This is a genomic window from Syntrophotalea sp. (assembly GCF_050253115.1).
GTDB classification, from domain to species: domain Bacteria; phylum Desulfobacterota; class Desulfuromonadia; order Desulfuromonadales; family Syntrophotaleaceae; genus Syntrophotalea; species Syntrophotalea acetylenica.
The window spans coordinates 1-13,605 of sequence record NZ_JBFWJQ010000064.1 but is presented as its reverse complement, the minus strand read 5'-3'; the positions used below and the strand labels follow the sequence as shown (position 1 = coordinate 13,605).

General features: G+C 58.4%; 16 protein-coding genes. 13 read left to right on the top strand and 3 right to left on the bottom strand.

Going from position 1 to position 13,605, the window contains the following annotated elements:
- Positions 1 to 96 precede the first annotated feature (96 nt).
- The 11 genes from AB7E65_RS08185 (at position 97) to AB7E65_RS08135 (ending at position 7,363) form a co-directional block, all read left to right on the top strand.
- A complete protein-coding gene (locus AB7E65_RS08185) occupies positions 97 to 846 on the top strand; it encodes an energy-coupling factor ABC transporter ATP-binding protein (RefSeq protein ID WP_428745626.1) in 750 nt (249 codons plus the stop codon).
- Entirely contained in the window at positions 833 to 1,534 is a 702-nt protein-coding gene (locus tag AB7E65_RS08180; protein ID WP_158514015.1) for an energy-coupling factor transporter transmembrane component T family protein, read from the top strand. The genes AB7E65_RS08185 and AB7E65_RS08180 overlap by 14 nt, the downstream gene beginning before the upstream one ends.
- A 12-nt stretch (positions 1,535 to 1,546) precedes the next feature.
- Positions 1,547 to 2,101, top strand: a complete 555-nt coding sequence (locus tag AB7E65_RS08175) for a hypothetical protein (RefSeq protein ID WP_072287059.1) — start codon at positions 1,547 to 1,549, stop codon at positions 2,099 to 2,101.
- A gap of 78 nt (positions 2,102 to 2,179) precedes the next feature.
- The gene (locus AB7E65_RS08170; RefSeq protein WP_320360641.1) at positions 2,180 to 2,926 is read left to right on the top strand and encodes a hypothetical protein; all 747 of its coding nucleotides are present in this window, start codon (positions 2,180 to 2,182) and stop codon (positions 2,924 to 2,926) included.
- A gap of 24 nt (positions 2,927 to 2,950) precedes the next feature.
- The gene (locus tag AB7E65_RS08165) at positions 2,951 to 3,157 is read left to right on the top strand and encodes a hypothetical protein (protein ID WP_072287061.1); all 207 of its coding nucleotides are present in this window, start codon (positions 2,951 to 2,953) and stop codon (positions 3,155 to 3,157) included.
- Positions 3,158 to 3,184: 27 nt separating this feature from the next.
- Entirely contained in the window at positions 3,185 to 4,000 is an 816-nt protein-coding gene (locus AB7E65_RS08160; protein ID WP_072287062.1) for a hypothetical protein, read from the top strand.
- Positions 4,001 to 4,005: 5 nt separating this feature from the next.
- Complete coding sequence (locus AB7E65_RS08155; RefSeq protein WP_072287063.1) at positions 4,006 to 4,710, top strand: MotA/TolQ/ExbB proton channel family protein; 705 nt, start codon at positions 4,006 to 4,008, stop codon at positions 4,708 to 4,710.
- Complete coding sequence (locus tag AB7E65_RS08150) at positions 4,710 to 5,111, top strand: ExbD/TolR family protein (RefSeq protein WP_072287064.1); 402 nt, start codon at positions 4,710 to 4,712, stop codon at positions 5,109 to 5,111. Before AB7E65_RS08155 ends, AB7E65_RS08150 begins: the two co-directional genes overlap by 1 nt.
- A complete protein-coding gene (locus tag AB7E65_RS08145) occupies positions 5,108 to 5,500 on the top strand; it encodes a hypothetical protein (RefSeq protein ID WP_428745625.1) in 393 nt (130 codons plus the stop codon). Before AB7E65_RS08150 ends, AB7E65_RS08145 begins: the two co-directional genes overlap by 4 nt.
- Before the next feature lie 46 nt (positions 5,501 to 5,546).
- Complete coding sequence (locus tag AB7E65_RS08140) at positions 5,547 to 5,879, top strand: energy transducer TonB (protein WP_428745624.1); 333 nt, start codon at positions 5,547 to 5,549, stop codon at positions 5,877 to 5,879.
- Positions 5,880 to 6,118: 239 nt separating this feature from the next.
- Positions 6,119 to 7,363, top strand: coding sequence for an NAD(P)/FAD-dependent oxidoreductase (locus tag AB7E65_RS08135; protein ID WP_072287066.1), 1,245 nt, complete (start codon positions 6,119 to 6,121; stop codon positions 7,361 to 7,363).
- A 20-nt stretch (positions 7,364 to 7,383) separates the two neighbouring features.
- Here AB7E65_RS08135 and AB7E65_RS08130 read toward each other — a convergent pair whose 3' ends face one another.
- The gene (locus AB7E65_RS08130) at positions 7,384 to 8,514 is read right to left on the bottom strand and encodes a KamA family radical SAM protein (RefSeq protein WP_072287067.1); all 1,131 of its coding nucleotides are present in this window, start codon (positions 8,512 to 8,514) and stop codon (positions 7,384 to 7,386) included.
- A gap of 1,182 nt (positions 8,515 to 9,696) precedes the next feature.
- On the opposite strand from AB7E65_RS08130, the gene AB7E65_RS08125 reads away from it, so the two are divergent.
- Both AB7E65_RS08125 and AB7E65_RS08120 read left to right on the top strand, forming a co-directional pair.
- Positions 9,697 to 10,503, top strand: a complete 807-nt coding sequence (locus tag AB7E65_RS08125; protein ID WP_072287068.1) for a uridylate kinase — start codon at positions 9,697 to 9,699, stop codon at positions 10,501 to 10,503.
- A 105-nt stretch (positions 10,504 to 10,608) separates the two neighbouring features.
- Positions 10,609 to 10,818 carry a hypothetical protein gene (locus AB7E65_RS08120; protein ID WP_072287069.1) on the top strand — a complete coding sequence of 70 codons (210 nt, stop codon included), beginning with the start codon at positions 10,609 to 10,611 and terminating at the stop codon, positions 10,816 to 10,818.
- A gap of 88 nt (positions 10,819 to 10,906) precedes the next feature.
- Here the strand turns inward: AB7E65_RS08120 and AB7E65_RS08115 are convergent, their stop codons facing one another.
- Together AB7E65_RS08115 and AB7E65_RS08110 are read right to left on the bottom strand one after the other, a co-directional pair.
- Positions 10,907 to 12,466 (bottom strand): acetyl-CoA hydrolase/transferase C-terminal domain-containing protein, encoded by a 1,560-nt coding sequence (locus AB7E65_RS08115; protein WP_072287070.1) that lies wholly within the window; start codon positions 12,464 to 12,466, stop codon positions 10,907 to 10,909.
- 181 nt (positions 12,467 to 12,647) lie between these two features.
- Positions 12,648 to 13,385: an outer membrane protein assembly factor BamD gene (locus AB7E65_RS08110; RefSeq protein WP_072287071.1), complete on the bottom strand. Its 738-nt coding sequence runs from the start codon at positions 13,383 to 13,385 to the stop codon at positions 12,648 to 12,650.
- Positions 13,386 to 13,605: the final 220 nt, after the last annotated feature.

Genomic DNA, 13,605 nt, shown 5'->3' with positions numbered 1-13,605 from the left:
CGGGTCCTGTCCGATTTGAAGGCCCGCGGGGTTGCAGTCGTGTTGTGCGAGCACCGCCCCGGTCCGTTGCTCGAGGTGGTGGATCGTTTCTGGCAGATGGACGGTAACGGAAGGCTCTTCCCAGGGCGTTGGCAGGCGCCTGAAGCGCCGCCCGCGATTTCGGCTGGCCAGGCTGGGACGGATTTTGCCGATGCGCCGGTTCTTTTGCAGGTGCGGGATCTGTCTTTTTCGGGACATGGAACGGTACCGGTCTGGAAAGACGTCTGCTTTGATATCCACCGGGGACAGTGCGTGGTCGTCACCGGCATGAACGGCACGGGCAAGACCACCTTGCTGCGGGTGCTGACCGGTTTCCTCAAGCCAGGTCGTGGCAGCATACGTATCTTCGATGGTGAACCGGAACCCCGTTTGTTGCGCCGGCGACTTGGCTGCCTGTTCCAGAACCCCCAAAAACAGATTTTTGAAAATACCGTGCGCGAGGAGATTGCCTTTCCTCTCAAGCGGTTTGGCTGGCCGGCGGCGGATCGGGCCGCCCGTATCGAGGAAACCCTGCGCTTGTGTGGCATCGAACATCTTATCGATGCTTCGCCGCATAAACTCAGTTATGGGCAGAAACACCTGGTCGCCATCGCTTCGGTTTTGGCGCCCGCTCCAGAGATGCTTTTTCTGGATGATCCCTTCGCCGGTCTCGACGGTGCCCGACAGCGGGATGTCATGGACGTTCTGGACAGCTGGAGCCGGGAACGCGGCGTTACCCTGGTGATCACCTCCCATGATCCGGAGCAGGTTCCGGGTCTGGCCGACGGGCACCTGCACATCGAGGGGGGACGCATTGGCTGGCGATAGTTTCTCCCGATTGCATACGGCCTTGGCCCAGGGCCATCGCCGTGATGATGGACCCGCTGAACCTGGCAAGGGGATCTCGCTGCCGGTAGGGGTCAAGATGCTGCTGGCGTTGACCCTTTCCTGTGTAGCTTTCGTGGCGCGTAGCGGGGTTTTTCTCGGCGCTCTTACTGCCGCCAACGCCGTGGTGTTTTTACTGCTTCGCCCGCAGGGCGTGTCCTGGTGGCGGCAGGGGCGCTATTTTGTCTTGCAGAGCTCTACCATCGTCATTTTGTATATTATCCGCTTCGGATCCCTGGAGGGCATTTGGGACGGTCTATTGATCTCCTGGCAACTTTTTCTGGCCTTCTGGCCGACCATGATATTCGCCAAGACCACATCCCAGACCAAGATCGTCCGTGCCATGAACCGCGTCATGCCGGGGCATGTTTCCTTCGTGCTGGCTACCTGTCTCAAGTTCGCCCCGCATTTGCTGGAAGAGTTTCGGGATATCTACGAAGGGCAGGTGTTGCGCGGCGCCAGGATCTTGCCGCGAGACCTGCTGAAACCATGGAACTGGCCGGATCTGGTGCATTGTGTCGTGGTGCCGGCCGTCGTACAGGGGATGGCCTTGGCAGGGAATATCGCCCTGGCCGCCCGCGCCCGGGATTTCGGGCTTTACTCCCGGCGCACCTGCTGGCCCGGGGACTAGGAGTCTTGTTGCATGATGAAGCAACTTGCCGCGCGTTTGTCCAATAGCTTGCATCTGCCCCTCAAGGATGCGCTGTTCCTTGGTTTCTGTGCCGTATTCGCAGTACTGGTGCGTATGCTCCTGCGACTGCACCTGCATGTATCCGGGCATGCCATGATTACCAAGATTTTTTTCCTGATGCTGGGTCGCGGCAGCACTTCCTGTCGCTACGGGGCAAGTTTCACCGGGTTGCTGGCCGGAACCGCGGCCATGTTTCTCGGCTTCGCCAAGGTCGGTCCCTTCATTATCGTCAAGTATGTGCTGGCCGGGCTCGTGATCGATCTGGCCGCCCTGCTCCTGCCGGGGCTGTTCGGCAGTTATCTGCTGTGCGCCCTGGTAGCGGCCGCCGCGGCATCCACCAAGTTTTTTACCGTGTATGCCATCAACAGGATGATCGGCATGGACCACGTGGTGAATCTGCAGCGTTCCCTCCTGGAAGCAGGGGGCGCCATCATTTTTGGCGTGGCGGCCGGTTTGATGATTCCGATGGTCGTGCGGCGGCTCAGGGCCTACGGCGTCGTGCGTTAGTCCGTTGTGTGTTCCGTTGCCCGAACGGCAACGTTTCAGAGAAGATATGGCGGCTGATAGCCGCGGGGAGTGTGAACCATGAAAATTCTGGTATGTATCGATGATACCGATAACCTCGAATCGCGCGGTACCGGTGATCTGGCGACCGAACTTGCCGAAGAACTTCAGAACCGCCGATGGGGACAGAGTCTGTTCGTGACCCGGCACCAACTGCTGGTGCATCCCGATGTACCCTATACCTCGCACAACAGTTCCATGTGTTTCGAGGCGGATATCGCTCCGGAATATCTGCAGCCGCTCATCGACTACGCGAGCGACTACCTTGAGCGGGAAAGCGCGCCCGGATCCGATCCGGGATTGTGTGTCGCCGTTGTGGATCAGTTGCCGGACCAGGATGCGGTTGTGACGTTTGGCCGCAAAGCCAAGGAAGAAGTCCTGAACAAACAGATGGCCTATGAACTGGCGGGTCAGTTGGGCGTGCATCTCTCCGAACATGGCGGCACCGGACAGGGAGTGGTCGGAGCTCTTGCCGGCATCGGCCTGCGGCTCGGTGGCAACGACGGGCGACTGAAGGGGTGGCTGGATATTCGCACCCGTGAAGGATGGGCGACGGTAGGCGAGATTCTCAGTCAGGTCCCGCTACAGGGTGTTCGCACCATGGACGGGGCGATTCTGGGGCCGGAGCAAATGGTCGCGGTCGATGACAAACCCAAGGCTGTGCTGATTGACGGTGGTACCTATCTGATGGTTTCGCCCGAACGGGAGGCCTGCGCCGAAGGGGTTCGGTGGCGCACCACGCCGCGGCATCAATTGAAAAAATTCTGAAAATTTCTCAGGGCAGGAGGCAGCATGTGGTTGATCAACACGCAGGGTGAACGGGAATTCCGGCATGGCCATGAGGCCTACGGGCTGGCTGCCGCCACAGCGCGGGCCTGCGTCCGCTTTTGTGCCGATGTCGAGGACGAGTGGACGGCCGACGAGGAACGCTCCTGTTATAACTGCCGATTGCGGCGCTGGACGCGGGCATCCTTTTTGTGTCTTGCGCCCGCTTCCTGACCGTGTCGTCAGACGCATGGGGGGGAAATGAACAAAATTTTTGTGATGCTTGTCCTGTGCCTGGTTTTTGGCGGCGGCCTGGCGCGGGCCGAAGAGTGGACGCGCGAGAGCCCGGGGCAGAAGGCCTATTACGACGCCGCCGGTAACCTGAAGCGGGTGCTGCTGGATGCCGATCGTGACGGCAGGTTCGAGGCCGAAGAGCAGTATGCCGGACGGCGCCTGTCCCGCCGTGAGGACCGCGATGGCGACGGCATTCATGAACGCCGCTATGACTGGCAGAAGGATGGTTCCGCCCGTCTTGTGGAGGATCGGGGCAAGGGGCCGATCCAGACCACCTGGTTTGATCCGAAAGGCGTCATTGTCAAGGTTGCCAGGGACAAGGATCGCGACGGCAAGCCCGAAATCACCTGGCGCTATGAAAAGGGCGTGTTGCGGCAGGTTGAAAAAAATCGCGGGACCTGGTTTTACCAGAACGGGAAACTGGCACGGGCCGAACTCGATACCGACAAAGACGGCCGTACCGATCGCCGGGAGTATTACCGTCAGGGACGCCTGGAGCGATCCGAGGATCTGGGGCGTTCCGGGAAGGTGCACCGTAAATGGTTTTTCGATGAGGCCGGCAAGCCGCTTCGGCAGCAAGAGGACAGTGACGGAGACGGCCGCATGGAAAGGCTGCGTGTTTATCGCAAGGATGGCTCCGTAATCCAGACGGTGGATGCGGATCTTAATGGAAAGCCTGAAATTCGTGAGCGTTACGCGCCCGACGGGCGGATGGTCAGCCGTGAAGAAGATCTGGACGGTGACGGCGAGTTCGATCTGCGCAGCGGGCGCCTCAAGGAGTGAATGTCATGCAGAACTGGTTGGCTTTTCTGGAAAAAGCGGGTCCGATCGGACTCATGATCATCTTCTGTTCGGTGATCGCCCTGTTCATTATTGTCGAGAGGGCGCTGGCTTTCCGCTCGTTGCGCCTGCGGGACGGCCGCCTGTATCATCGACTGCGCAAGCGGGCCCAGGAAGGCAGTTTTGACGAGGCCGCGGCGTTGGCCAGACAGGAACGTCATCCCTGGGCAGTGGCCATGGTCGAGGTTCTTGCGCGACTGGCAGGCAAGGGCGGCGCTTCGACCCGTACCGAACTTGAGAAAACCTTCAGCCATGTGGCGGCGCGGGAAGTGCGCGGCATGGAGCGTTTTCTGCCGACCCTGTTTCTCATCGCCAGCATTTCACCCTTGCTTGGCCTGCTCGGAACCGTAACCGGTATGATCAAGGCCTTCAAGGCCATTGAAAACCTTGGCGGAAAGGTCGATGCATCGGTTCTGGCCGGCGGGATATGGGAGGCCATGCTGACCACCGCCCTGGGGTTGGGAGTCGCTATCCCTGCCATGGTCGCGCACAACTATCTGCAGGGCCGGGTGCATGCGACAGTGGCCGATATGAAGGAGGAGACGGGCATTTTCCTCGACGCTCTTGAAGATGCCGGCATTCTCGCCGCCGGGGAGAATAAGAACACCGTCCGGGTGCAATCCATCAACGGTAGCGGCAGGGAGGTCGGGTAATGGAGATCCCGGTGCGCTCTCAGACGACAGGGCTGAACCTGACCCCACTGATCGACATCGTCTTTTTGCTGCTGGTTTTTTTTCTTCTGACCACCCACTTTATCGAGGAAGACGGTATCGGAGTCCGACTGCCTTCCGCGGCCAGTACCACGGTTCGCGAAAAGGATGAGGTGGCCGTGGCCATTACCCGTGACGGCCGCTATTTCATCGCCGGGCAACAACTGCCGCTGGCCAGGGTCGAGGAGACCTTGCGGGGGAGGCTCAAACCGGACACCATCGTCGTTATCCGCGGTGACCGTGATGTGCCGCTGCAGACCGCTGTCTCGGTAATGGAGCGGGTTAAAAAGGCGGGCGCCAACCGTATCGTGGTGGCTACCCTCGAAGAGGCGGGGGCATCGTGAAATTCAATCGCACATGGGTGGCCATGATGGTCTCCGTCGGGGTGCATGTTGGCATGGTCCTGGCTCTTGCCATCGGCATGATCACCCCTGTGCGGCGGGTCAATCGTATCGAGGTTGACCTCGAGGGAGTCGCGATGCCGATCATGCCTCCGGACGTTGCCGCCCCTTTGCCTGCTGCCGGGCCGGAAATGCCCAGTCTCGCATCTATACCGACCCCCGCTGCGGCTCCGCGCAAATTACCCAGGCCGGCTCCTGTCGTGGCCATGCCTGCTCAGGCGCCGGCTCCATCCCTTCCGGTAGCCGATGGCGATTTTCCACCAGCGGAAGTCGGCGCTTTGCCCGGCCCCCCCCAGCGTCGCAATGACGACCGGAGTTGGCGGGGGCGGTGATGGCGGAACTGGTTCGGCCTCCGGTTCCGGAGGTGGCGGTGCCGGTTTGGCCGGAGGCGGTCGGGGACGCAGGGGGGGCGGCTCCGGCTCGGCTCTGGCCGGATATCTGCAGGCCATCAGGGCCAGGGTCGACGCGGCAAAACGTTATCCGCAGATGGCGCAGCAGCGACGCCAGGAAGGCACCGCGGTTGTCTCCTTCCGGCTGACTCCTTCAGGAGAACTGGTCGCCGAACCGGTAGTCAGCCGAAGTTCGGGCTACCGGCAGTTGGACGATGCTGCGGTTCGTGCCGTTTCACGGGGCGCTCCCTATCCCCGATTCCCTCTCGATCCGAGTGAAATGAGGGCGATTGAAATACCGGTGAAGTTTTATCTCCGGTAATCGGCACCAGGGTTTGGCCTGGTGCCGGGCGGGTTGCATCGGGTTTTGCCGTTGCGATCGTGGCCGGAATCCCTCTGCGTGATGGCTCCGGGCAACGAATAAATTCTGCTACAGTCGTTTGCGATCGCAACCGGGACGCAAGCGACTTTTTTTCTCTTTTCGAGGCAATCCGGCCATTTTTCCCGTATGCTTGCAGCATACCGAAGGCATCCGCCAGAGGTCCAGGCAAGGGGAGGGGCATGGCGAACGAAGCAGACGCTTTTTTGCAGGGAAGGTTTTCTGTCGGACAGTTAGCGGTTGAAGACCTGCCCGACGGCCACTGGGACGTGATTGTTGTCGGAGGCGGTCCCGGCGGTAGCGTCGCCGCCATGGAACTCGCCTCCCTTGGGCATCGGGTTTTGCTTTGCGACCGGCAGTGGTTTCCCCGGGAAAAGGTCTGCGGAGACGGCTTGACACCGGCAGCGATGCGTCTTTTGCGGCGTTTCGGGATGTGCGAGGAGGTTGAAGCCGTCGGACATCGCTGCGCCAGCCTGAGTATTTTCAGCCCGTCCCGGGTGCGCATCGATATGCCTGCAGACTACCTCACGGTGCGGCGTGAAATCTATGATGCCTTGCTCGTGCGCAGAGCGGCGGCCGCAGGGGTGACTTTTGTGCGCGGTACCGTGCGGTTGTTGGGACACAGGCCCGACGGTGCCGCCGAGGTCGTGTTTCGAGAGGGGGGGCGGCGTCATGCCGCCGCTTGTTGTCTGCTGGCCACCGGCACCCGGCTGGATTTGGCGCGGCAGGCCGGGTTGGGGACGGCCGCGGCATTGACCGGCGCGGCTCTGCGCTGCTATGTGCGTTCGTCGCTGCCCCTCGATCAACTGGTGATTGCTTGCGAAGCAGCGGTTCTGCCGGGTTATGCCTGGATTTTCCCCGTGGGGCAGGGACTGTTCAATGTTGGTTGCGGCCTGTTCATGCAGGGGAGGCGCAACAAGCGCATTAATCTCAAAAGGGTATTCGCATCCTTTTTGCGGGATTTCCCTCTGACCCGGCGCCTGCTTGCGCAAGGGCAGGTTGAAACTCCATGGCAGGGGGCGCTTCTGCGCAGCGGCTGGAGACAAGTCCTGCCGATGGCCCGGGGGCCTTATCTTGGCATTGGGGAAATGGTCGGTACGACATCACCTTATACGGGAGAAGGCATCGGCAAGGCAATGCAGAGCGGAATCCTCGCCGCGAGGCTGGCGCATCGCTGCCTGCTCAGAGGGGACGTCACCTGTTTGCAGCGTATGCCCGTTTATTTGGGCCAGCTTGCCGGTTTGCGCTACGGGGATTTTAACCGCACCCGCAGGTGGTTTCTTTCTCCTGCCCTGGTTGATTTTGTTGCCGGCCGTATCCACAACAGCCCTTATCTCTACAACGCATTGCAGGGCATTTTGCAAGAAAAAGTCGACCCCGCGCAGGTTTTTTCCTGGCGCGGGGTATGGCGATCATTCAGATTCTGAGCCGACGGCCCCTGGTGTTTTCAGTGAAATGAGTTTCTTGCCAGCCGGAGGGGGGATTTTGCTTCCGCGTAATCGTCCAGCCAGCAGGCTTTGGGGTTGCGGGCGCAGACCAGCAGGTTGGAAAGGCTCTGTTCGGAGTCGGCAGGGCGATGAAAGCGGAAGAAGATGCGCTCTGCGGTCAATCCCGCCACTTCGATCTTGCCGGTGGCATGCGACATGGTGTAGCGGCAGCGGCGCGCCAGCCCGGAGCAGGTTTTCAGGGCTTCGGCGAAAATCTGGTAGCCCTCTTCGATTGGTACGGTATAAGCGGCGTTACCTTCGGTGGGGCGGCATTGAAAAAGGTAATACGGGGCGACGCCGAGGTAGGACAGTTCATTGAACAGTTCGCCCAGGGTCGTGGGGTCGTCATTGACACCGCGAATCATCGGGGTCTGGTGCATTATGCAGACTCCGCTTTGCTGGACCATGTCCAGGGCACGACGTGCTTCCTCGGTCAGTTCCCGGGGATGGTTGAACTGCGCCATCAGATAAATGCGCCGATCTGGCCGGCTGTGGGTTTTGAACATGCGCAACAGGTCGGGGTCGTCCAGAATCCGAAACGGATTAAAGGCGGGCATTTTGCTGCCGATGCGGATGATGCGCACATGGTCGATGGCACGAAGCTGCTCGACGATTTCCGTGAGGCGGCGGGTTGACAGCAGCAACGGGTCGCCGCCGGTGACGAGAACGTTGTTGATTTCCGGGTGTCGGCGTATGTAGGCCAGACCCGCGGAAACGTCTCGGGATACTTCCTGGTTGTCGTCCATGAACAGTCGCTTGCGAAAGCAGAAACGGCACAGGGCGCCGCAGACGTCACTCACGAGCAACACCGCCGTGTCGGCATACTTGTGTTCGAGTCCCGGCGCCCTGGCGTAACGGGACTCGCCGGAGGCGTCGAGTTTGCCCCAGGGCTCCAGTTCGTCGGCGCTGGGTATAACGATCCTGCGGATGGGGTCATCGGGATCTTCCCAGTCGATAAGGGATTGATAATATTCGTTGGTGCGGAACGCATAGCGTTTGACGACCGAATTGAGCGTCTGTTTCTGTTGTTCGTTCAGGTTGTCCAGTTCGGGGATCTGGTCAATGCGGGTGATGTATTTTCTGTAACCCATGGTGTCCTCCTATCCCGCTTTCGCCAGCGGCTGTGGGGCAAGTTTGCCCTGAGCGCGATGAGACATGAAGTTCATGCGGCTCTGTAGTCGGGTGGCTGAAAAGACGCTTGCGCCTTATTTGCAAAATCAGAGGCCTGTAAAGCAGTCCTCGATGTTGCTCGCCCAGCTTTGTTCACAGCAGGCCGGCATATGGGGGACTGCTGCTCTGCTAAAAGAGAGAAAACGAAGTATTTCTAGAGGCTTTTTACAGCCTGTGGCGGTTGGTTCGCTGTATTGTGCGTCGGAAAACATGCGGCTGAGTATCGACGGTTTTTTACACAGTATAACACGGTTTATGGATTTGGGCAATCATTATGGAAAAACTAAAAATAGAACACGATTTTAAGAAATAGATATTGATAAATCAGAATATTTTTTCGAGCCTCTGGTTTAGCAGATATAAAGCCGTTTTATAACAAAAATTATGGGTTATTTTTAAGGCGGTTGTGTAATTTTGGAATCCTGCCGGATCGCATGGCGTTTTTCAGGAGGCAATAGCGTGGTAACCAGAGGAAGGACGGTTTGGCCGCTTAAAAAATGATGATAGTCAGGATTTATCGTTATTTCTGGTAACTATTAGTTATTTGAATTATTTTTTTTAAAATAATTGACCAAAAAAAAACATTAAGTGATAATATGCAGCATCTGGAGTTGCCAGGCTGTGATGTGCGTTTCGTGAGCCTGTTTTCTCTTAATCCTCCCTGGCCACTTTTCGAGTGTGGCCTTTTCTCCTCCTCCTCCTGGTATCCGGTCGTTGCCTACGGCCAACTGGCCAGCGCATATTGGATGCGCTGGCTTTTTTTATGGCCAGTCCAACAATCCACCCTGCGGTGCTCCGGTGCTTATTCAGGATCTCATGTGTGACATGTGTGGCAAGGCCTTGAAAAATGCTGTCCATCATAGGTCGTAATTTTTGCCTGCCAATCGCGTCCGTCAGGGATGAGTTGTTCAGTAACCGGTAAGTTGCAGGTCGAATAGCATTGTTGGTTGAGCGGGTCCTTGTTATAGTCCGGATACCGCGTGTTTCAACTGGCTTGATACGGGCGGCACGCGGCGCGATGTTCAGTAGGATGCCGGCAGGATTGCCTGGCGATGGCAGGAAAGACTTACTTCAATTAAACATTTGGAAGGAGGAAACGAGATATGGCAGGTCGCCACGAAGTGTATAACAAACTGCAGGGGGAGACGCTGGTTCGCAAGGGGCTCATGCAAAAGCATGCCGACATAAAACCGCTTCGATTGATTCCGGATCTGCAGGTGGTAAAAATTGGTGGCCACGGTACCATCGATTTCGGTCGCAAGGTGGTTATGCCTCTGCTGGAAGAGGTCGGTGAGCAGGCCAGTCATCACAAGATGCTGGTGGTGACCGGCGGCGGGGTTCGGGTACGGCACATTCTCGATGTGGGTATTGACCTGGGCATGCCTACCGGCGTACTGGCCAGGCTGGCCGGAAAAATCAGCGAACAGAATGCGGAGATGGTGGCTTTGCTGCTGTCAAAATGGGGCGGGACCCACGTGGACAGCGATGATATCCTCGATTTGCCCATGCTGCTTAAGCTCGGCTTTTTACCCGTAACCCATGGCACGCCGCCCTATGGCCTGTTCGAACATCCACCGGAGAGTGGTTTGATCCCTCCACACCGGACCGATACGGGCGCGTTTTTGATGGCGGAGGTTCTCGGTGCCAAAAGCTGCATCCTGGTTAAAAATGTCGACGGTTTGTTTACCGAGAACCCGACGGTCAATCCCGATGCTGAACTGATCGAGGATATTACCGTCGACGAACTGCTGGCCATGGAAATGGAAGATATGGTTCTTGAAAGCAAGCTTCTCTATCTGTTGCGCGATGCCAATAGTCTCAAGGAAGTACGCATTGTCAATGGCCACAAGCCCGGCAATGTAACCAGGGCCCTGCGCGGCGAAAAGGTCGGAACCGTCATTCGCGCCTGAAAAACGGATGCTGGCTATTGCTGTCTGCCTGCAATTTATGGTAGCAATGAACTATCATGTATCTACCGCTATCGGAGTGCGGTATACCAACGAAGGGAGACAGTTATGAGTGGTAAGATTTTTTATCGTGAGCGTCGCAAGGTCGTCGATGGTGCCAAGCAACCCCGCTATGTGCTGGTGGCTGTGGCGGATCTCAACCTCAAGGTGTTCGGCAAGCATCTGCGCATGAGTGAGATGAAAGCCATTGCGGAAGCTACCGGCGCGGAGCTGGTGGCGCTGCCCCGTGGCAGCAAGCACACGGATGAAGATGAATGATCCCGAAATAGAATGCTTATGAAAAAAGCTCCTGTCCGCAAGGCCAGGAGCTTTTTTCATTCCGCTTGATCACAAAATCGGCAAGGGATCAGTCCCAGGAGCCGATTTTCATGCTGCCGTGGGTCGCAAGATGCTGCTGCATGCGGAATACCCGGTCGAGCAGGTGCGGTTCGTGGCCGGCGCCGCGGGCGAGGCATTCATGGGTGGCCCGGTCGAGATACTCCTGCAGCAGGGGGCGATAGGCCGGATGTGAGCATTTGTTGATGATGAGCTGTGCGCGATCGCGGGGGCAGAGGCCGCGCAGATCGGCCAGCCCTTGTTCGGTTACCAGCACATCGAGATCGTGTTCGGTATGATCGACGTGGGGTACCATCGGCACCACGCAGGTAATGCCCGTGGGGTCGCTTTTGGTCGGGCGTACGGAGGGAGAGTGCATGATCGACAAAAAGGCGTTGCGTAAAAAGTCGCCGGAACCGCCGATGCCGTTGATCATGCGCGTGCCACCGACCAGGGTCGAGTTGGCGTGGGCGTAGATATCGAACTCGACGGGGGTGTTCATGGCGATGACGCCCAAACGCCGGATCATCTCGGGGTTGTTGGCGATCTGCTGGGGTCGCAGCACGATCCTGCGGGTGTAGTCGTCCCATTTTTTGTAAAACCGCTCAAATCCCTCCGCCGAGAAGGACAGGGATGTTGCCGAAGCATACTCCAGTTTGCCCGAGTCGAAAAAGTCGAGCATGGTATCCTGCAGGACTTCGGTATAGACCGAAAGGTTGCAGAAGGGTCCATTGACCAGTCCGCCAACCACGGCGTTGGCGATGTTGCCGACTCCCGATTGCAGCGGCAAAAGGTTGATGGGCAGCCGTCCTGCCTTGACTTCCGCCTGGAAGAAATCGAGGATATGTCCGGCGATACGTTCGGAAATCTCGTCGGTGGCGCCCAGCGCGCGGCCTTTGTCGGGTTCCCGCGATTCCACGATGGCGAGAATCTTGTCGGTGTCGCAGGGGACGTAGGTGGTGCCGATACGGTCGTTGACCTTGCAGATCATGTGCGGTCGGCGGTGGGGCGGCGGTTCGGGCAGGACGATGTCGTGCAGGCCCTCATAGGAGGGGATGGTGGTGTTCAGCTCGATAATCAGGTGCTTTGCGGTATGGATGATCTCCCCGGCGATGCCGACCGAGCCGGCCAGAATGATGCTGCCGTCTTCCTTGATGGCGCTTGCTTCGACAATTCCCAGGTCAAGGCTGCCACCGAAATCCTTGGTGTAAAAACCGTAGAGCAGATCCTGCGCGAACATGGACAGGTGTTTGTCCTGCATGCGGATGCGGCCGGAGTTGATCCCTTTCTGGATGTTTTTGCCGCTCTGGTAGGGCCAGCGTCTGGCGATCATGTCCAAAGAAGCCCAGCGGTCCTCGGTTTCGGTGCCGACGGATGCTCCGATAAGCAGGTTGAAACGCATTTTTCCCTGCAGGCCGTTTTTTTCGACATGGTCCGCCAGCGCCTTGGGAATGGCCTTGGGGTAGCCCACGGGGGTGAACCCGGACCAGCCGAGGGTCATGCCATCTTTGAAGTACGGCAGGACTTCCCGGGTGGTTTTGATGCGCTCGCGCAGATGCGGGCAAGCGATGCGATCATCCAGAATGGACATGGTTGGCTCCTTCATAAAAGGCCTTTGCCGGCGTGTCGGCGCAGGCCCACGCTGCAACGGACCGGCAATGCTGGCCGGCCCGTTGGGTTGGTCATGGTGGAAGCTTCAATGCCGGCGGGATTTGCCCTGTTCCGGTAGCCTTGGCCGCGGCGTTGGCCTGATGGACAGCGGGCGGCGGTTCTCAGAATTTTTCGCGCAAAATGGCTTTCGCCTTCACAGCCAGGGGGCTGCGCGGAAATTCGGCGATAAGCTGTTCGAAAGTCGTGACGGCAAGGTTGGGGTGGCCGTTTTTCAGAAAAGTGCTCCCCAGGTAGTAGTAGACCTGGTCCTTGTCCGGGCTGTCGGGGAAGGTGTCCAGCGTCTGGCTGAATCTGCCGATGGCGGCCCGGTGCTCGTCGGTCTTGTAGTAAAACAGGCCGATATACAGCTGGTTGGCCGCCAGGTGATTGCGACAGGCCTTGATCCGTTCGGGAGCGGTAGCGCTTTCGGGAGCCGTCGGGTATAGCTTGATAAGGCTTTCAAAGGTTATCAATGCGTTGCGTGTGGCCGTCTGGTCGCGGTCGATGGCCAGAATCTGGTTGAAGTAGGATTCTCCAAGCTGGAACATGACACGGGCCGATTGCTCTGTTCCGGGGTGGCGCTTCAGATAATTTTCGTATCCGGCCGACGCCTCGACATAGTCCTTGCTGGCGAAGTGGGCATCGGCTATGCGTAGTTCGGCGCGCCGGTTCAGTTCTGCTGTTTCGTAAATTTCCATGGCCTTTTGATAGGCCTCGATGGCAGCCGTATATTCCTTGCCGGCAAAAGCCTGCTCTCCGCGAAGGAAATATTCTTCGGCGGTCTGCGGTTCGGGCAGCTTGGCCGTCGAGCAGGCTGCCAGCAGGCACAGGGCGGACAGGGAGAAGATAAGCGACTTCATGGGTGTTGTCCTCCGCCTTAAGGGCTGTCGGGGGATAGAATGCGCGACACGACAGGGATACGGGGTGGATATGCAAGCGTTAAAAATCGGGACGCCGTATCCCTGGCATGGCCCGCGTGATGCCTGATGTTTCTGACAGGCTATCAAACCCGCTAAAGGTAAGGGATTTTCCAGTATTTGTCAATCGTGCAGCAGGGCAAGCCAGACTGCCGGGCTACCA